The 17051-nt window shown below is 64.0% G+C and carries 17 protein-coding genes; 4 read left to right on the plus strand and 13 right to left on the minus strand.

The window, feature by feature from the left end; all coding sequences use genetic code 11:
• Nucleotides 1-162: 162 nt before the first annotated feature.
• Nucleotides 163-513, plus strand: a complete 351-nt coding sequence (locus BMZ79_RS23145; protein WP_090644514.1) for a c-type cytochrome — start codon at nucleotides 163-165, stop codon at nucleotides 511-513.
• A 147-nt stretch (nucleotides 514-660) separates the two neighbouring features.
• On the opposite strand, the gene BMZ79_RS23150 is transcribed toward BMZ79_RS23145, so the two are convergent.
• The 7 genes from BMZ79_RS23150 to BMZ79_RS23175 all read right to left on the minus strand — a co-directional run bounded on the left by BMZ79_RS23150 (nucleotide 661) and on the right by BMZ79_RS23175 (nucleotide 5107).
• A complete protein-coding gene (locus BMZ79_RS23150) occupies nucleotides 661-891 on the minus strand; it encodes a hypothetical protein (protein WP_090644517.1) in 231 nt (76 codons plus the stop codon).
• A 93-nt stretch (nucleotides 892-984) separates the two neighbouring features.
• Complete coding sequence (gene acpS, locus BMZ79_RS23155; protein WP_090644519.1) at nucleotides 985-1380, minus strand: holo-ACP synthase; 396 nt, start codon at nucleotides 1378-1380, stop codon at nucleotides 985-987.
• A 145-nt stretch (nucleotides 1381-1525) separates the two neighbouring features.
• The gene (gene nadE, locus BMZ79_RS23160; RefSeq protein ID WP_090644522.1) at nucleotides 1526-2335 is read right to left on the minus strand and encodes an ammonia-dependent NAD(+) synthetase; all 810 of its coding nucleotides are present in this window, start codon (nucleotides 2333-2335) and stop codon (nucleotides 1526-1528) included.
• A gap of 13 nt (nucleotides 2336-2348) precedes the next feature.
• Nucleotides 2349-2783 (minus strand): BrxA/BrxB family bacilliredoxin, encoded by a 435-nt coding sequence (locus tag BMZ79_RS23165; protein ID WP_090644525.1) that lies wholly within the window; start codon nucleotides 2781-2783, stop codon nucleotides 2349-2351.
• 129 nt (nucleotides 2784-2912) lie between these two features.
• Nucleotides 2913-3299 (minus strand): DUF3905 domain-containing protein, encoded by a 387-nt coding sequence (locus BMZ79_RS23170; protein ID WP_256253049.1) that lies wholly within the window; start codon nucleotides 3297-3299, stop codon nucleotides 2913-2915.
• Nucleotides 3300-3314: 15 nt separating this feature from the next.
• A complete protein-coding gene (locus BMZ79_RS35275) occupies nucleotides 3315-3446 on the minus strand; it encodes a hypothetical protein (protein ID WP_256253050.1) in 132 nt (43 codons plus the stop codon).
• A 98-nt stretch (nucleotides 3447-3544) separates the two neighbouring features.
• Nucleotides 3545-5107: an ATP-binding protein gene (locus BMZ79_RS23175; protein ID WP_143089050.1), complete on the minus strand. Its 1563-nt coding sequence runs from the start codon at nucleotides 5105-5107 to the stop codon at nucleotides 3545-3547.
• Nucleotides 5108-5511: 404 nt separating this feature from the next.
• Between BMZ79_RS23175 and BMZ79_RS23180 the strand changes: the two genes are divergently transcribed.
• The gene (locus tag BMZ79_RS23180) at nucleotides 5512-6771 is read left to right on the plus strand and encodes a BaiN/RdsA family NAD(P)/FAD-dependent oxidoreductase (protein WP_090644533.1); all 1260 of its coding nucleotides are present in this window, start codon (nucleotides 5512-5514) and stop codon (nucleotides 6769-6771) included.
• A 56-nt stretch (nucleotides 6772-6827) separates the two neighbouring features.
• On the opposite strand, the gene BMZ79_RS23185 is transcribed toward BMZ79_RS23180, so the two are convergent.
• On the minus strand, nucleotides 6828-7226 hold the full coding sequence (locus BMZ79_RS23185; protein WP_090644536.1) for a hypothetical protein: 399 nt from the start codon (nucleotides 7224-7226) through the stop codon (nucleotides 6828-6830).
• 166 nt (nucleotides 7227-7392) lie between these two features.
• Between BMZ79_RS23185 and BMZ79_RS23190 the strand changes: the two genes are divergently transcribed.
• Nucleotides 7393-8364, plus strand: a complete 972-nt coding sequence (locus BMZ79_RS23190) for a helix-turn-helix domain-containing protein (protein ID WP_177222288.1) — start codon at nucleotides 7393-7395, stop codon at nucleotides 8362-8364.
• A 121-nt stretch (nucleotides 8365-8485) separates the two neighbouring features.
• Here the strand turns inward: BMZ79_RS23190 and BMZ79_RS23195 are convergent, their stop codons facing one another.
• The 3 genes from BMZ79_RS23195 to xylA all read right to left on the minus strand — a co-directional run bounded on the left by BMZ79_RS23195 (nucleotide 8486) and on the right by xylA (nucleotide 13411).
• The gene (locus BMZ79_RS23195; protein WP_090644541.1) at nucleotides 8486-10213 is read right to left on the minus strand and encodes a methyl-accepting chemotaxis protein; all 1728 of its coding nucleotides are present in this window, start codon (nucleotides 10211-10213) and stop codon (nucleotides 8486-8488) included.
• A 368-nt stretch (nucleotides 10214-10581) separates the two neighbouring features.
• Nucleotides 10582-12078 (minus strand): xylulokinase, encoded by a 1497-nt coding sequence (xylB, locus tag BMZ79_RS23200; RefSeq protein WP_090644544.1) that lies wholly within the window; start codon nucleotides 12076-12078, stop codon nucleotides 10582-10584.
• A 19-nt stretch (nucleotides 12079-12097) separates the two neighbouring features.
• Nucleotides 12098-13411, minus strand: coding sequence for a xylose isomerase (xylA, locus tag BMZ79_RS23205; protein WP_090644546.1), 1314 nt, complete (start codon nucleotides 13409-13411; stop codon nucleotides 12098-12100).
• 220 nt (nucleotides 13412-13631) lie between these two features.
• Here xylA and BMZ79_RS23210 point away from each other — a divergent pair, with 220 nt between their 5' ends.
• On the plus strand, nucleotides 13632-14795 hold the full coding sequence (locus BMZ79_RS23210; RefSeq protein WP_218154761.1) for an ROK family transcriptional regulator: 1164 nt from the start codon (nucleotides 13632-13634) through the stop codon (nucleotides 14793-14795).
• A gap of 660 nt (nucleotides 14796-15455) precedes the next feature.
• Here the strand turns inward: BMZ79_RS23210 and BMZ79_RS23215 are convergent.
• Nucleotides 15456-16082, minus strand: a complete 627-nt coding sequence (locus tag BMZ79_RS23215; RefSeq protein ID WP_090644548.1) for a family 43 glycosylhydrolase — start codon at nucleotides 16080-16082, stop codon at nucleotides 15456-15458.
• 131 nt (nucleotides 16083-16213) lie between these two features.
• Nucleotides 16214-17041 carry a carbohydrate ABC transporter permease gene (locus BMZ79_RS23220; protein ID WP_090644550.1) on the minus strand — a complete coding sequence of 276 codons (828 nt, stop codon included), beginning with the start codon at nucleotides 17039-17041 and terminating at the stop codon, nucleotides 16214-16216.
• Nucleotides 17042-17051: the final 10 nt, after the last annotated feature.

Raw genomic sequence — 17051 nt, forward strand, 5'->3', positions numbered from 1 at the left:
ATCATCAAAAATGTTTATTCGCTGGCTCTACATCTTGTATACAAGTCCGTACTATTATAACGCACTTTATCCCGATAAAGCCACACCGCAACCGGTTGCTTCACGTGCCTAATAAGGCCTATACTGGAACAGACATCCAAACGATGGAGGCTGACGCATCACATGCCAATTGCTGCCACTCTACTCGCCCCTCGCGGAGCCGCCCGCCTCTTGCTCGTCCTCGCGCCGGCCGCGCTCCTGATGCTCGGCGGCTGCGGTTCGTCGGCGAAGACGACGATCGGATCCGCCGATGCGCCCCAAGTCTTCAAGTCCAACTGCGTCTCGTGCCACGGCACGGACCTCCAAGGACGCATGGGCGCGTCCACCAATTTGACGAAGGTCGGCAAACGCATGACGAAGGACCAAATCGAGAAGCAAATCAAGCAGGGCGGCGGCGGGATGCCGGCCTTTAACGGCAGGCTGTCCGACGCGCAGATCGACGAGCTCGCTTCCTGGCTGAGCGCCAAAAAATAAAACGAAGACCCTTGCGGGGCGCGAAACGCGCATCCCGCAAGGGTCTTCTTCATTGCTCGGGCCGTGCCCGTCTCGGGCCGCCCGGCGCCTCGGCCGCGCCTGGTTCGGAGCGCTTCCGCCATCGACCCGGCCGGCCGGAACGGCAGATCACCGATCTCCCGTCAGCCGCCCTGCGCCACCTGGCCCCTTCCATGCGGGCATGCCCATTCCGAACGGGCCTCTGTACGACCATCTGGAATCGCCCATCTGCGGATGGAACGGGAACAGATCGCCCTTGAACAGGGCCAACCGGGTTCCCCATAGATCGCCGTATTCTCCGTCGAGCGGCACCTGCTGCCCGCTTCTGAACATTCGCTTCGCCAGCCATTCCGTTCTCATCGCCGTACGCGCCCCCCGTCCGTCTTGTTCCTACTATCTATTCCCATTATGGGCAAAGGGTGCCGGCGTTATGCCGGATGATGCCGACGTTGATTATGCGCGGCGCTCCGCGACGGCATAGGCGGACGCCAGCGCCCGGTCATGCGTGACGGAGACGTGAATCGTCATGTCCGCTGCCCGCAGGCCGAGCCGCTCCCAGGCGCTCGCGGTCAAGCGGCAGAGCGGCTTCCCGCCCGGCGCCCGGTCGATCTCGATATCGTGAAACCGCAGCGTGCCCCCGATGCCGCAGCCGAACGCCTTGGAGACCGCTTCCTTGGCGGCGAACCGGCCGCCGACGAATTCGATCAGCCGCGTCCCGCCGTACGACGCGGCGAGCTCCCGCTCGCGCGCCGTCAAGATCCGTTCGCGGAACCGCTGGCCCGCTTCGCCGAGCAAGATCCGCTCGATCCGCTCCAGCGACGCGAGGTCATGCCCGATTCCATGTATCATCGCGCTTCCTCCGCCTTCTTCGGCGGCGGCGCCCCGCGCCGCCGTCCATAATCGCTTGCCTCCGCCTGATTCGCGGCGTCCGCCGAAATCAAACCGCCCTCCGGCCATGGCCGAAGGGCGGCGGACAAACGGTCATCGCGGGCCGTTAAATGCCCGGAATCGTGTTCCGTTTGTGGGCGGTCTTGACGTACTGCTTCTCGAGCTTCTCGCGGGCCGCGTCGCTGACGGGCTTGCCCTCGAGGTAATCGCTGTTCTCGTCGTACGTGATGCCGAGCTCGTCCTCGTCGGTTTGGCCTTCCCACAGCCCGGCGGTCGGCGCCTTCGTCACGACCGCGCCCGGGACGCCGAGCTCCGCGGCAATGAGACGAACCTGCCGCTTGTTCAGCGTGCTGAGCGGCGTGATGTCCACCGCGCCGTCGCCCCACTTCGTGTAGAAGCCGGTGATCGCTTCGGACGCGTGGTCGGTGCCGACGACGAGCAGGTTCAGCTCGAACGCGAGCGCGTACTGCGTGACCATCCGGGTGCGCGCCTTGACGTTGCCTTTGCCGCCGCGGCTCAGATGGCGCGAGATGCCGATCGCCTTCAAGCCGTGCTCGACCTCGAGCGCGATTTCGTCGACCGCTTCCTGGATGTTCGTCTCGACGCGATGCTTCAGGTTGAACGCCTCCGCCACCGCGTAGCTGTCGGAGATGTCGACCTGCTCGCCGTAAGGCTGGAACACGCCGAGCGTCATATACTCCTTGCCGCTCTCCTCGCTCAGCTCGTCGGTCGCCAGCTTGCACAGGCCCGTGGCGACCGCGCTGTCGATGCCGCCGCTGATCGCGATCAGCAGACCGGCCGTGCCCGATTTGCGGACGTAGTCTTTCAGAAAATCGACGCGCTTGCGAATCTCCTGCTTCGGATCGATCTCCGGTTTGACGCCAAGCTCTTGAATGATCTGTTGCTGCAAGCTCATCCCATCACCTCTATTATTGGCAGTACCGCTCGAACGCGGAAGTCAGATCCGCCGCGATTTCGGCGGCCGAACGGTTTTCGATCTGGTGGCGCTCGATGAAGTGCACGAGCTCGCCGTCCTTCATCAGCGCGATGGACGGGGAGGACGGCGGATACGGCGCGAAATACTCGCGCGCCTTGGCCGTGGCTTCCTTGTCCTGGCCGGCGAAGACCGTGAACAGGTGGTCCGGCTTCAGGTCGGACTGCAGCGCCTGCGCGACGCCCGGACGGCATTGGCCGGCGGCGCAGCCGCAGACGGAGTTAACGACCACGAGCGCGGTGCCTTGGGCGCCCGGCAGCTTCTCTTCCACCGCTTCCGGCGTGCGCAGCTCCTCGATGCCGAGACGGGTCAGATCGTCCCGCATCGGTTGAATCATATCCAGCATGTATCGTTCGAAAGACATCGACATCTGTCATCGCTCCTTAAGCGTTATTGATAGGGATGGTAATGATGATTTTAATTCCTATTATACCCCCCGATCGTATCGAAAGCAAAGAAAAAGCAATCGGACCGGGGCCCGATTGCTTCGCTGCCGGATTTACGGCTCCTCGCCGGAGACGCCGTCTCCCGCCGCTTCGTAAGCGGCATCCTTGTCGGGATGCGCGAAGATGCCGTCCTTCGGCGGAATGCCCCGTTCGAAATAATCCCGGTTCTCGCTCGTCAGGAAGCCGACGTCCTTGAACGGATGCACCCACTCGTCCCCCGCCATGACGGCGGGATCGGTCTCCTCCGTCCAATTCGACAGCGGCGACTGCGGCGACTCGTACATATGGTCGCCGATCACGACGCCGCTGCCGTTGACGAACGGCCCCCGCGGACCGCGGCCGGCGCGGAACTCGGGGAGGAATTCGATTTCGTACGGATCCAGATCCGGATCGTCCGCGCCGATCGCCGGCGCTTGCGGCTGCTGCTCGTTCTCGTTCATACCCATTCTCCTTCCTTAGATGGAAGGGCGATTGGGGCCGTCTAATTTCTTGTCGTACCCTTCCGATTCCGGCGCTTTGGCGCTCTGCTTCTTCTTGCCGGCCGCCGCCTTCCCGGAAGCGCTGCCGGGCTGCGAATTGCGTTCCATTGCTGGCACCCCCTTCCAAAGGGTAGTATGCGCGCGCGACGGAACGCTTATGTAGCGGCATGGCCGATGCCGTCCGGTTGTGCCGGCTCGAATCGGGGTCAGGAGCGGCTAAGCGCCGCCGCCGCTTCGAGGGCGTTGCGGTTGCGGTCGAACCGCACGAAGAAGGTCGTGCCGACGCCTTCCTGCGACTCCACCTGGATGACGCCGCCGTGCCGCTCCATGATGCTGAGGCACAGCGGCAGGCCGAGGCCCGTGCCGTGCGATTTCGTCGTATAGAAGGGCTCGAACAGGTGCTCCAGCTTCTCCTGCGGAATGCCGCTGCCGTTATCGATCACCCGAAGCTCCACGAATTGCTCGCATGTATGCGTTTCCAACGCCAGCACGCCGTGCTGGTCCATGGCTTCCATGCCGTTGCGGGCCAGGTTCAGAATCAGCTGCTTCATTTCCTTCTCGTTCAGCAGCAGCTTCGGGACGTCTTCGGCGAGCTTCAGCTCCAGCGATTGGCCGCGCATGTTCGCGTCCGCCCACAGCAGCGGCAAAATCTCGTTGATGATGTCGTGCAGCGACTGGCTGTCCTTCTCGATGACCCGGTTCTGGGCCAGCGACAGAAAGTCGCTGATGATGCTGTTGGCCCGGTCGAGCTCGTCCATCACGATGCGGTAATATTCCCTCTGATGGTCCGGGCTGCGCTCGCGCATCAGCTGCACGAAGCCGCGAATGACCGCCATCGGATTGCGGATCTCGTGCGTGATGCTGGCGGCCATCTGCCCGACGAGGCTGAGCCGCTCCATCCGTCCGATCTCGTCGCGCAGCCGGCTCAGCTCCGTCATGTCGTGGGCGATGATCGCCGCGCCGATGATTTCGCCGTTCTGGATGTCGCGCACGCAGACGCCGGTGTTTACGTAGATCTTGCCCATCTCCTGCACGTATTCCGTCGTCATCTTGTGACCGTTCAGCGCCTGATATAACAGGCGGCCGAGCGCGTCCTTCTCGATATGGTCGTACATGATCGTGAACGGCTGGCCGATCAGCTCGTGGCGCTGCTTGGCGCCGACCTTGTCCCGGAGCAGGTGGATCGCCATCTCGTTGATGTGCGTGATCGTGCCCGCCGCGTCGACGAATATGACGCCGAGCGGCGTCTCCTCGATGAATTGCTGCAGCTTCTGCACCTCGATGCGGAAGCTGTCGGAGATGTGATGCAGCCGGTGGTTGACGTTCTGATGCCGGACGAAATGCTCCGAGCAGGCGAGCCCGAGCGCCATAATAACGAAATAGCCCAGCTCATGCGCGAGCATCCACGCGTAATCGGCCATCGACAGGCCGGGATGCGAAACGTAGCTATAATTAATGAACGCGCAGAACCGAATGAGCAGCAGGAGCCCCGTCAGGCCGAGCACGACCGCATACTTCGACCTTAACTTCAACTGCATGAAGCGATGATTGTAAAGCGAGACGATCGGGATGATGAACAGCAGCGTGCCGGTGATTTCGATCCAACCCCAGCCGCCCTCCATCATCAGCTGCTCGGCGGCGAGATAGACGATGGTCAGCGCCAAGGTTACCCAGCCTCCCCCGTAGAGGGATCCGAGAATCAACTGCGCGTACAGGTAGTCCAGGCCGAACCCTTTCACTTCGACGCAAGCCGCGATGCCAAGCAGCATGCTGACGCCGCAAAACACGATTAGGAGGTAAGGTACTCTTTTGCGTGGTTTCGAGTAGTCATACCAGAATTGAAAAATAAATACCGGTAGAAATGCGAGAAAGAATTGCAAAAGAATAAGCTTCCACACTAAAATGAGTCCCACCCTTCAGAAGAAACCCAGTTAATGGTTATCCGAATTACCCGTTAATCCGATTAAATCACAGGTCTATTGTTTTTACAACGACTTTCGACGAGGTTCGCGCGTTCTATAAAATTTGTCATATTATTCCATTAATGATCGATTGCCGATCCCCTCCGAACGCGTCGTGTAGACGCTCCCGGAACTGGATAGTATGATAGGTAACGGCGGCGAAAGCTTTATTCATTCGCCATACGACGAGGATTCATCGGGGAGATTATCAAGTGAACTACGACGTCATTATCATCGGCGGCGGCTCGGCCGGCTTGATGGCCGGCATCGCCGCCGGCAGGCGCGGCGCGAAGACGCTGCTGCTGGACAAAGGCGACAAGCTGGGCCGCAAGCTCGGCATCTCCGGCGGCGGCCGGTGCAACGTGACCAACAACAAGGACATGGACGAGCTGATCGCGCATATTCCGGGCAACGGCCGCTTCCTGTACAGCGCCTTGACGAGCTTCGGCAACCGCGACATCGTCGCCTTCTTCGAAGGGCTCGGGATACGGCTCAAGGAAGAGGACAACGGACGGATGTTCCCCGTCTCGGACAAAGCGAAGACCGTCGTGGACGCCCTCGTGGGCCAGGTGCGGAAGCTGGGGGTCGAGATCCGGGTGAACGCGCCGGTCGCCCGCGTCCTCTACGAAGACGGCCGCGTGAGGGGCGTCGCGCTGAAGACGGGCGAGACGATCGGCGCGCGCAGCGTCGTCGTCGCGACGGGCGGCAAATCCGTGCCCTATACCGGCTCGACCGGGGACGGTTACCCGTGGGCGGAGAAGGCCGGCCATACGGTCACGGAGCTGTTCCCGACGGAGGTGCCGATCACGTCCAACGAGCCGTACATTCAGAGCAAGGAGCTGCAGGGCCTCTCGCTGCGCGGAGTCGGCCTCTCCGTCTGGAACGCGAAGGGCAAGCGGATCGTCGAGCATCGGGGCGACCTGCTCTTCACGCATTTCGGCATCTCCGGCCCGATCGCGCTGCGCTGCAGCCAGTTCGTCGTCAAGGAGTTGAAGAAGAGCGGCGCGCGGAACGTCCTGCTCACGATCGACCTGCTGCCGGACGCGAGCGCGAACGACGTATACGAGGAGTCGCTGCGGCTTGCCCGCGAGGATGCCCGGAAGGCGGTCAAGAACGTGCTGAAGGGCTACGTGCCGGAGCGCATGGTCCCCCTATTATTGAAGGAAAGCGATCTCGACGGGCAGCTGACGTACGACAATATCCCGAAGCAGGCGTGGCTCGGGCTCGCGAAGCTGATCAAGGCGTTTCCGATGCGGGCGTACGGCACGCTCAAGCTGGAGGACGCGTTCGTCACCGGCGGCGGGGTGAATCTGAAGGAAATCGATCCGAAGACCATGGCGTCGAAGCTGATGCGGGGGTTGTATTTTTGCGGAGAGGTGCTGGACGTGCACGGGTATACCGGGGGCTACAACATTACGGCCGCGTTCTCGACGGGCTACGCCGCGGGCAGCCATGCCGCGGAGCGCGAATAAAAGGCTGACCGGCGGATCGTCCGCCCGTCAGCCTTTTTCGCGCGCCGCGCGCTTCATTACAGGTGCACGTCGCCGGAGAAGTACCCGTACGAGCCGTCGTCCGGGAAGAATTCGTCCTCCGCGGGCGCGTCGTCGTCGCGGTTGGCGAGCTCCTGCCCTTCCTCCCGGGCGATCCAGTCCTCGTTCACGACATGCGCCGGAATCGTGATGTTCTCCATCCGGTATGCGTCGTTCGTCAGCTCGATGTCCGGAATCGTGGACTGCACGGCGAGCTGCCCGCCGTGCGCCTGCGCGATTTCCAGCGCCGAGGTCAGGTCGTCTCCCAGCATATGGATGTGCACCTCGTTTCCCTGCTGGACGACGGGATCGTAGCCCAGCTCTTCGAACGTGCCGCGCGCGAGCGACGCGGTGCGGGAATCGGCGAATTGAAACAACAACGCGGTATCATTTTGCATAGCGGATTCACCCTTATCGGTTAAATGTTCCAACCCGCATAGCGTGCCCCGTTCCCCCGCCGCCCATACCGGCCATGCCGTCGCCGCGCGCAGCCCTATTTATGGATGCGAAACCGAAGGGCTGTGCTATAATAGAACGACAATTCGAGCTAAGGTGCTGATGATAATGGTGGATGTATTCGCGCATGCTCCCGACGCGGTCCTGATTGTCCGCACGTTCCGCAACAAACGCTTCGTCCACGCGTGCAACGAAGCCTTCCAAACGCTGACCGGCTTCAAGAGCGAGCGCCTGATCGGGCTCGAGCTGGCGTCGCTGCCGCTCGCGGGAACGAGCCCGCTGTGGCCCATCGTCGAGCGGCTGTGCGCATCCTTGACGCGGCGCAATCCGGAAGCGTTTGCAGAATCGCCGTTCTCGCTGTCGGAGCACGCGCCGCTCTTCGGCGAGCTGCACGCGAAGCGCATGAAAGCGACCGACGACGAAAGCTTCGCGATGATTACGATCCGCGACCGGTCGGAGCATAAATGGATCGAGGACGCGGCCTACGAACGCGACCCGTTCGTCTCCATGCTGCTGACGACCGCCGGCACGATCGTCTCGCTGCGCAGCTACCGCGGCCCCATCCGCTACGACCGGCTGGAGCTGTCGCGGACCGAAAGCAGCCGCTTCGTCGTCCGTCAGGACCGGGCGCGGGTGCGCGATGGGCTCCGGGAGCTGCAGGACGACCGCAAACCGGGCGAGTTCCGGTTCACGCTGCAGCTTTTCCGCGACCGGTTCCAGGTCCATTCGCTCGTCAAGCCGTTCTATCACGGGGACGGGTCGTTCAAGTGCTTCGCCATCCTCGTGATGGACATGCTGCCCGTCAAAGGCGCGTTCGCGCAAGCGGCTCCGCCCGCCGGAACCGCCGATGCGGCGGGGGCCGGACGCGGCGAGCCGACCGATTCGTCCTATAAGCTGCGGCTGCTCATGCTGGAGAAGCGGCTGTCCGTCACCCAGCTGGCCGAGAACACGAACATCTCGCTCACGACCATCTCCAACATCCGCAACGGCAAAATCAAAAAGCCCCAGCGGCTCACGGCCGAGCTGATCGCGAGCCAGCTCGGCGTCGCGCCGGCGGACATCTGGAGCGCCTATCGATAAGCGCGGGCGACCGATACGCAGGGGCAAGCAATGCGCACGGCCACGCCAAAAAAACCTCCGCCTCCCGGCGTTGACCGCGGGAAGCGGAGGTTTTCGCATGCTTTACAGCTTGAGGCATGCCTTACAGCTTGAAGCCCGCCGTCAGCTCGTTCATTTCGAGGGCGATGCCGCTCAGCGAACGGGAAGACAGCGCGATCTGCTCGGCCGAGGCCGTCTGCTCTTCCGACGTCGCGGCCACGGTCGCGGCGGTCTCCGCGCTCTGCTTGGCGTAGCGCTCCAGGAGCTGCATGGCGCGCACGAGCTGCCGCGAGCCGGCGGCCATCCGCTCGGAGGCGGCGGCGACTTCCCGCACCTGGCCCGACACCCGTTCCGACGCCTCCGCGATTTCGGCGAACGACGCGCCGGCCGCCTGGACCGCGCTCATCCCCGCTTCCGCTTCCTGCGCGCTCGCGCGCATCCGCATGGCGGTCTCGCGCGTGTCGCCCGCGATCCGCCCGACGACGAAGCCGATCTCGGAGACGGCTTCCGTCGTCTGCCGCGCCAGCTTGCGCACCTCGTCCGCGACGACGGCAAAGCCCTTGCCGTGCTCGCCCGCGCGCGCCGCTTCGATCGCCGCGTTCAGCGCCAGCAGGTTCGTCTGCTTCGAAATCGTGCCGATCAGCTTCGAGATGGCGCCGATGCTCTGCGAATGCGTCTCCAGCAGACCGACTTGGTCGGCCGCGAGCCGGACGCTGTCGTTCACCGCGACCATCCGGGCGACGGCGTCGTTCGCCGCTTCCCGCCCGGACAAGGCGAGCCGGCTCGCGTCCGCCGACAGCGACGCGACGACCGCCGTCGAATCGGCGATCCGATCGATCCCCGCGCCGAGCTCGCCGGTCGTCCGGCTCGCGTCCGCGAATTGCGCGAAGGCATGTTCGGCGCCTTCCGCCATGCTTTGCACCGCCTGGGCCGCCTGATGCGAGGAGCTGGCGTTCTCTTCGGAGACGGCCAACATCTGCCGCGACGACGACGCGATGCCGGCGGAAGCCTCCTGCACGCCCAGCATGGCCGCGCGAAGCTGCGCGACCATCGTCCGCAGCGAGGCGAACAGTCCGCCGATCTCGTCGCGGTTGCGCACCGCGGGCACGTCCGCCGTCAGGCTGCCGCCGGCCACCTCGTCCACGACCCGCGCCGCGAGGCGGATCGGCTTGGCGATCGCTTGGCGCACGTAGACGGTCAGCAGCGCGACGAGCACGATGCCGGCGCCCACCGCGATCAGCACCGCGGCGCCGGACCGCGCGCTCAGCTTGGCGCTCTGCCGCTTCGCCTCGTCCGCGCCGCCGTGGTTGTTCCGCACGAGATAATCCAGATTGGACTGCAGCGCCGCGAAGGAGCCCTCGGATGCCTTCCGCAGCGCGTCCGCTTGCTCGCCCGTCGGCCGGTTCGCGTCCGCTTGGGCGGCCGCGTCGTTATAATCGCCTTCGAAATCCTTCCACGCGGCGACGAGCTCGTCGAACAGCTCCTTCTCCGTCTCGTCGTCCGGTCCCAGCACCGAACGGTAGGTGTCGAAGCTCTCATGAATGCTCGCCATCGCCGTCCGGGCGTCCGCGGCGTACTGCTTCTTCAATGCGGCGTTCGGCTCGGACAGCAGCCGGTACTGCAGGTTCATCACATGCTCCGTCAAATAGTTGATCCGGTTGATCGTCTCCGCGCCGACCACCCATTTGCCGGCCAGGTCGCCGTTCGTTTGCTTCATCTTGGCCATCATCGCGTAGCTGACGGCGCCGTTCGCGGCGAGCAGCAGCAGCACGCTCAAGAATGACGCCATCAGCTTGGCTCCGACCGTCCATTTGCGTTTCGCGTTCCCCATCCGAATCCCGTCCCTGTTGTCGATAGTTTGATGTCAACTTGGTTTCCATATCTAGTATACGGGGTGAATACCAGGAAGAAACAGCTCGTATTTCGCCGAATTCCGGACGTATTTGTGGGATATTAAGCTAAATAATTAAATTTTCTCGCCATCTCTCCGTTTCGCTGCTATTTTCTCGGGCTATTTTACCATTACTCGACACCTATTTACGTTAGCTATTCTCTCACGCCGCTGAACTGAGCCCTACCGCCCGGGGACGGCACAAAAAAACCGTTCCCCCGCTTGCGAGGGAACGGCGATTCAGCCAGTGCGGTCTTGCGGTCTTGCGGTCAATCATGGTGCCAAAGCAGCCTTGAACCGCGAGCGTATTACCGGTAAGCCTGAAGCCCTTCGTTCAACGAACGCGTCGACGCGTAGACGTCCCGGTAAACGCGGAACAAGCCTTCGTACGCTTGGACCGCGGACGGTTCCGGTTTGTACACGGACGCGCGCTTGACGAACCGCTCCGCGCACGCCTCGAGGCTGTCGAACCAGCCGCAGCCGTACGCCGCCAGCATGGCCGCCCCGAGCCCCGGCCCCTGCTCGTTCTCCAGGGACACGACGTCGGCGTTGAAGATGTCCGCCTGCATCTGCAGCCACACCGGATTGGACGCGCCGCCGCCGATCGAGACGATCGTGCCGACCGTCTTGCCGGCCTCGCGGAACATCGCGACCGATTCGTTCAGCGAGAACGTGATGCCTTCCATGACCGCCCGGGCGAAATGCACCCGCTCGTGCGAGCCGTCGATGCCGACGAAGCTGCCGCGGATGACGGAATCCGCGTGCGGCGTCCGTTCGCCGACGAGGTACGGCGTGAAGAGCAGGCCTTTCGCGCCCGGCTTCACGTCGCCGACGCCCTTCAGCAGCTCGTCGAACGATTCGCCCTTCGCGAACGCGTTCTTGAACCAGCTCAGGCTGTAGCCCGCCGCCAGCGTGACGCCCATGGCGTAGAACGCGTCCTCCTTGCCGTGGTTGAAGAAATGCACCTTGCCGCGGAAGTCGTTGCCGCTGTCCTTCTCATAGGACAGGATGACGCCCGACGTGCCGATGCTGCACATCGTCAGCCCTTCCTGCAGGATGCCGGAGCCGATGGCGCCGCAGGCATTGTCCGCCCCGCCGGCGAACACCTTCGTGCCTTCGCCCAGCCCGGCCGCGGCCGCTTGATTCGGCAGCAGCGTGCCCGTGAGCGCGTGGGATTCCACGAGCGGCGGCGCGAACGACGCCGGGAGCGAGACGGCTTCCAGCATCTCGCCGCTCCAGCGCTTGTTCGCCACGTCGAGCAGCAGCGTGCCCGCCGCGTCGGAGTAATCCATGTGCCGGGCGCCCGTCAACCGGTAGCGGACGTAGTCCTTCGGCAGCAGGAACGACGCGGCCCGCGCGAAAACGTCGGGCTCGTGCTTGCGCACCCAGAGGATTTTCGGGAGGGTGAAGCCTTCGAGCGCCGGATTGCGGGTGATCGTGAGCAGCCGGTCCTTGCCGACAAGCGCCTCGATCTCGCGGCATTCCGCGGTCGTGCGCGTGTCGTTCCACAGGATCGCGTTGCGGACGGGATTGCCGTCCGCGTCCAGCAGGACGAGGCCGTGCATCTGGCCCGAGAAGCTGAGCCCTTCGATCTCGCCGGCGGGAACGCCGGCTTCCGCGACGAGCTCCCGGATCGCTTCGAGCGTGCCGGTCACCCAATCGTCCGGCCGCTGCTCGCTCCAGCCGGAATGCTCGTGAAACAGCGGGTAGTCGCGGGAGGCCTCCGCGGCGACCGCGCCGCTCCGGTCCAGGAGCAGCGCCTTCACCGCGCTCGTGCCTAAGTCGACGCCGATGACGTAAGACATGGAATGGAAAGCCTCCCTCTTAAACGCTGTAGATGATTTCGTTCAGCTGCAGTTTGATCCGTTCCAGACGGCCGGATTCGTTCTTGATGGCGTTGTTTTGCAGCGCGTATTGCTCCAGCGACGCCAGCGTGGCGCGGCCGGCGACGATCTCGGCGCCGATGCCTTCCTTGAAGCTGCGGTAGCGGTTCTCGACGAAGCCGTCGATCAGGTTCGTATCGATCAGCTTCGCGGCCGCCTTCAGGCCCCAAGCGTACGTGTCCATGCCCGCGATGTGCGCGAGGAAGAGATCCTCGTCCTCGAACGAGCCGCGGCGCACTTTCGCGTCGAAGTTGACGCCGCCCTTGCCGATGCCGCCGGCCTTCAGCACTTCGTACATCGTCAGCGTCGTGGAGAACAGGTCGGTCGGGAATTCGTCCGTGTCCCAGCCGAGCAGCAGATCGCCTTGGTTCGCGTCGAGCGAGCCCAGCATGCCGTTGATCGCCGCCACGCGGATCTCGTGCTCGAACGTGTGGCCGGCCAGCGTCGCGTGGTTCGCTTCGAGGTTCAGCTTGAAGTAATCCTTCAGGCCGTACTTCTGCAGGAACGCGATCGTCGTCGCCGCGTCGAAGTCGTACTGGTGCTTCGTCGGCTCCTTCGGCTTAGGCTCGATCAGGAACTGCGCGCCGAAGCCGATTTCGTTCGCGTACGCGACGGCCATGTGGAACAGGCGGGCCAGGTTGTCGAGCTCGAGCGCCATGTCGGTGTTGAGCAGCGTCTCGTAGCCTTCGCGGCCGCCCCAGAAGACGTAGTTCTCGGCGCCGAGGCGCTTGCCGATCTCGAGGCTCTTCTTCAGCTGCGCGCCTGCGTAAGCGTAGACGTCGGCATTGGACGTCGTGCCCGCGCCGTGCACGAAGCGCGGATTCGTGAACATGTTCGCCGTGTTCCACAGCAGCTTGGCGCCGGTGTCCTTCATGCCTTGCTCCAGCAGGTCGACGATGACGTCGAGGTTCTTGTTCGTTTCGGCGAGCGAAGCGCCTTCCGGCGCGATGTCGCGGTCATGGAAGCAGTAGAACGGAATGCCGATCTTGTTCAGGAATTCGAAGTTCGCTTCGACGCGCATCTTCGCCTGGTCCATCTCGTTCGCGCTGTCCCAGCCGCGGACCGCCGTGCCCACGCCGAACGGATCGGCGCCGGATGCCGTGAACGTGTGCCAGTACGCGACGGCGAAGCGCAGGTGCTCCCCCATCGTTTTGCCGAGCACGACTTCTTGCGGATTATAATGTTTGAATGCGAGCGGGTTGTCGGAGCCTTTGCCCTCGTACGCGATTTTGCCGATGTTCTTGAAATACGCCATGGAATGAAATCCCTCCAAAATGGTGTCCGCTTCACGCGGCGGGTACTGATGAAAACATAATGATGAAAACGTTCTTACGGCTATTCTAGCATCGCCAAACTTTGTTTGTCTAGTAAACAAAGAAAGTTTTTCGATACCGCCCGCACCCTATGGCATCGCCGCGAAACCCATGGTACAATCGTTCCCATACATCGGGACAAGCGGAGGCAATCGGGAAATTATGAAGCAAACCGGAGATTTGGCGCTCGTCAAAAAAATGAATACCGCCATCGTGCTGGACGCCGTGCTGCGCTACGCGCCCCTCTCGCGGGCTCAAATCTCGGAGCGGACGGGGCTGAACAAGGCGACCGTGTCGAGTCTCGTGCAGGATCTGATCGAGCATCATCTCGTCATCGACATCGGACCCGGGGAATCGAGCGGCGGCCGCAAGCCGAACCTGCTCCAATTCCGGGCGCGCACCGGCTTCGCGATCGGCATCGATCTCGGCGTCAACTATATTCGCGGCATCCTGACGGACCTCGAGGGCGTGGTGCTGGCGGAACGGCGGCTGACGCTGACGGCGCACGACGCGGCGTACGTCCTCCCGCGGCTGCTGGACTGCATCGCGTCGCTGCAGGCGGAAATCCCGCCCTGCCCGTACGGCACCGTCGGCGTCGGCATCGGCGTGCCGGGCCTCGTCAACGAGGAAGGCGCGATTCTGTACGCGCCGAACCTGGACTGGACGGACGTGCCGCTTCGCGCCATCGTCGAAGAGCGCTTCGGCGTGCCGGTCACGATCGACAACGAGGCGAATGCCGGCGCGCAGGGCGAGCAGCGCTACGGCGCGGGCCGGGGCGTCGCCAATCAGATCTACGTCAGCGCGGGGATCGGCATCGGCACCGGCATGATCCTGAACAAGGAGCTGTACAAAGGGGCCGGCGGCTTCTCCGGCGAGCTCGGCCACCTGTCCATCCAGGCGGACGGCAAGCCGTGCCGCTGCGGCAACCGCGGCTGCTGGGAGCTGTACGCGTCCGAGAACGCGCTGCTGGAGCAGGCGGCCGCGCTCGGCTACCGCGACCTCGACGGCCTGCTGGAGGCGGCCGGCCGCGGCGAGGCCGAGGTGCTGCGGCTGTTCGAGCGGATCGGCGAAGCGCTCGGCGTCGGCATCGCGAACATCGTCAACGTGTTCAATCCCGACGTCGTCATCGTCGGCAACGAACTGCGGCGCGCGGAGGCTTGGCTCGGCGAAGCGATGCAGCGCACCGTCGCCGAGCGGGCGCTGGCCCATCACCGGCGCCGGCTGCGCGTGCTGTTCGCGGAGCAGGGCGAGAAATCGGCGGTGCGCGGAGCGGCGTATTACGCGATATCGGCGTTTTTGTCGAAGATGAAGGGAAGCGGCGTCTGATCGGGGCGCCGCTTCTTTTTTTTGGCCGCGGCGAGGCCGGGGGCGCGAGGCGAGGCCGGGGCGCGGCGAGGCCGGCGGCGCGCGGCGAAGCCGGTGCTGCGGGGCCGTCCAAGCGGACACGCGTTCCGTTATTGGCGTCATTTTGGCCTTTTTTGCAAGCACGCGGACACACGTTCCGCTATTGCCGTGCTCGACCGCGATTCCGGCGACTATTCAAGCCAATAGCGGCTCTGGTGTCCGGCTAACTCGACTACTTGCCATGAAACCGCAAAATAGCGGCTCTCATGGCCGCCAACTTCAAATCGCCCGCATGCTCCCCATCGGCGCTCGCCCCGCCAGCTACGATTGGCTTCGACCGTCCTTCCCGTGAATCTCACCGCTTCCGCACCCGTCCCCCGTCCTCGTCCGCTAACGCAACAAAACGAGACCGTCCCCGATCCGGCAAGCGGATCCGCGGGGACAGTCCCGTTGTTTTCGTTATGAGTCTGGCGTCGGTTCGGCGCGTGGATCCGCCGCTACCCATCGCCCACTCCCCCCCTACGCCCGCTCCCGTCCGGCGAACCGAATCGCGCCGCCGTGCTCCGCGCTCTCCAGCAGCAGCGGCCGCACGCAAATGCGACGCATCAATCGCGAACCGCCGCTAGCGTTTCGCCCGCACGCCTACGCCCTTTCCCGCCCGGCGAGCCGGATCGCGCCGCCGCGCTCCGCGATCTCCAAGAACAGCGGCCGCTCGTCGGGCGTCCGGTTCGGCGCGTGAATCGCGAGCAGCAGCCGGCCGTCGAAGGCGCGGAAGATCATGCCATGCCCGCCGTCGCTGCGGTAAAGCGCCTCCGGCTGATGCGTCCACGGACCGGCGAGCCCGCCCGATTCCGACCGCGCGACGCCGAGCGCGTACGTGTTGGCGATGAAGCTCGCCCACAGCAGGTACAGCGCGCCCGCGCCGCCCCGGAACAGAAACGGCCCGTCCGTGACGTAATTGGCCGTGTCCGGATAACGGGGCGATACGTACGGCGTCGTCCACGGCGCTTCCGACGCGCGGAACAGCGTCTCCGGCTCTCCGGCGGCTTCCCGCAGATCGGCGCCAAGCCGGACCGCGCAAACCTCGCCGTCCCCGATCTGCTGCCATTCGTGGCAGAATACCATCCACGGCGCGCCGGCCTCGTCGACGAACAAGCTCCCGTCGAGCGAGCTCCAGCGCTCCGGCGTCACCGGCCCCGCGCTGTGCGGCAGGAACGGCCCGAGCGGTCCGTCCGCCGCACGATGCGACTGCGGCCGCACTGCCATCATACCGTATCGCCGCCGTTTGCGCAGTCGGAATGTTCGCCGGGCGCCCGTCGTGCGGCGGCCCGTCCGGACGTCCGCGCGCGCCAAAAAGCAGCCGAACCCCCGGGTTCGGCTGCTTCCGCATGCGCCGCGCCTCAGCTCTTGACCGCGCCGGCCGCGATATCCGAGATGAACTGCCGGCTGACGAACAGGAACAGAACGACGAGCGGCAGGACCGCGAGCAGCGTGCCCGCGATGACCATCGCGTAATCCGTCACGTAGATCCCGTTCAGGGACGACAAGGCGACCTGCAGCGTAAACTTCCGTTCGTTGTTCAAAATAATCAGCGGCCACAGATAATCGTTCCATACCCCGATGAAGGTGAACGCCCCGAGGAACGATAACGCCGGCCGCAGGATCGGCAGCATGAGGCTCCAATAGATGCGGAAGAATCCGCAGCCGTCGATGCGGCCGGCTTCGATCAGCTCCGTCGGGATGGACTCCTCGGCGTACTGGCGGATCCAGAAGATCCCGAAGGCGTTGACCATGCCGGGGATAATGAGCGCCTTGAACGAGCCGACCCAGCCGAACTTCGCCATGATGACGAACGAAGGCACGAGCGACAGCTGCGCCGGCGCCATCATCGTGGCCAGCAGCAGGACGAACAGCCACTTTTTCCCCGGAAACTCGTACTTCGCGAACGTCGCGCCGGCCAGCGAGTCGAAGAACAGGACCAGCAGCGCGACCGCCCCCGACACGAACAGCGAATTGGCGAACGCGCCGAAGAAATCGATCGTGTCGATCACGCGCCTCGCATTGTCGAGCAGCTGCGTCCCGAACCCTAATTTGGGCGGATAGCTGTAGATCTCCCCCGTCGTGCGCGTGGCCATGACCGTGAGCCAATAGAAGGGAAAGATGGACAGCAGGAACCCCGCTATCAATACCGCATGCACTACCGCCGATTTCCATTTGCTCGTCGCCATCGGACACACT

The sequence above is a fragment of the Paenibacillus sp. UNC496MF genome, from assembly GCF_900113915.1.
Taxonomy (GTDB): domain Bacteria; phylum Bacillota; class Bacilli; order Paenibacillales; family Paenibacillaceae; genus Paenibacillus_Z; species Paenibacillus_Z artemisiicola.

Excerpts from the sequence above, each read along its gene's own strand:
- BMZ79_RS23145 (WP_090644514.1), top strand. The coding sequence starts at position 163 with ATGCCAATTGCTGCCACTCTACTCGCCCCTCGCGGAGCCGCCCGCCTC.
- BMZ79_RS23150 (WP_090644517.1), bottom strand. The coding sequence starts at position 891 with ATGAGAACGGAATGGCTGGCGAAGCGAATGTTCAGAAGCGGGCAGCAG.
- acpS (WP_090644519.1), bottom strand. The coding sequence starts at position 1,380 with ATGATACATGGAATCGGGCATGACCTCGCGTCGCTGGAGCGGATCGAG.
- nadE (WP_090644522.1), bottom strand. The coding sequence starts at position 2,335 with ATGAGCTTGCAGCAACAGATCATTCAAGAGCTTGGCGTCAAACCGGAG.
- BMZ79_RS23165 (WP_090644525.1), bottom strand. The coding sequence starts at position 2,783 with ATGTCGATGTCTTTCGAACGATACATGCTGGATATGATTCAACCGATG.
- BMZ79_RS23170 (WP_256253049.1), bottom strand. The coding sequence starts at position 3,299 with ATGAACGAGAACGAGCAGCAGCCGCAAGCGCCGGCGATCGGCGCGGAC.
- BMZ79_RS35275 (WP_256253050.1), bottom strand. The coding sequence starts at position 3,446 with ATGGAACGCAATTCGCAGCCCGGCAGCGCTTCCGGGAAGGCGGCGGCC.
- BMZ79_RS23175 (WP_143089050.1), bottom strand. The coding sequence starts at position 5,107 with ATGCTGCTTGGCATCGCGGCTTGCGTCGAAGTGAAAGGGTTCGGCCTG.
- BMZ79_RS23185 (WP_090644536.1), bottom strand. The coding sequence starts at position 7,226 with ATGCAAAATGATACCGCGTTGTTGTTTCAATTCGCCGATTCCCGCACC.
- BMZ79_RS23190 (WP_177222288.1), top strand. The coding sequence starts at position 7,393 with ATGGTGGATGTATTCGCGCATGCTCCCGACGCGGTCCTGATTGTCCGC.
- BMZ79_RS23195 (WP_090644541.1), bottom strand. The coding sequence starts at position 10,213 with ATGGGGAACGCGAAACGCAAATGGACGGTCGGAGCCAAGCTGATGGCG.
- xylB (WP_090644544.1), bottom strand. The coding sequence starts at position 12,078 with ATGTCTTACGTCATCGGCGTCGACTTAGGCACGAGCGCGGTGAAGGCG.
- xylA (WP_090644546.1), bottom strand. The coding sequence starts at position 13,411 with ATGGCGTATTTCAAGAACATCGGCAAAATCGCGTACGAGGGCAAAGGC.
- BMZ79_RS23210 (WP_218154761.1), top strand. The coding sequence starts at position 13,632 with ATGAAGCAAACCGGAGATTTGGCGCTCGTCAAAAAAATGAATACCGCC.
- BMZ79_RS23215 (WP_090644548.1), bottom strand. The coding sequence starts at position 16,082 with ATGATGGCAGTGCGGCCGCAGTCGCATCGTGCGGCGGACGGACCGCTC.
- BMZ79_RS23220 (WP_090644550.1), bottom strand. The coding sequence starts at position 17,041 with ATGGCGACGAGCAAATGGAAATCGGCGGTAGTGCATGCGGTATTGATA.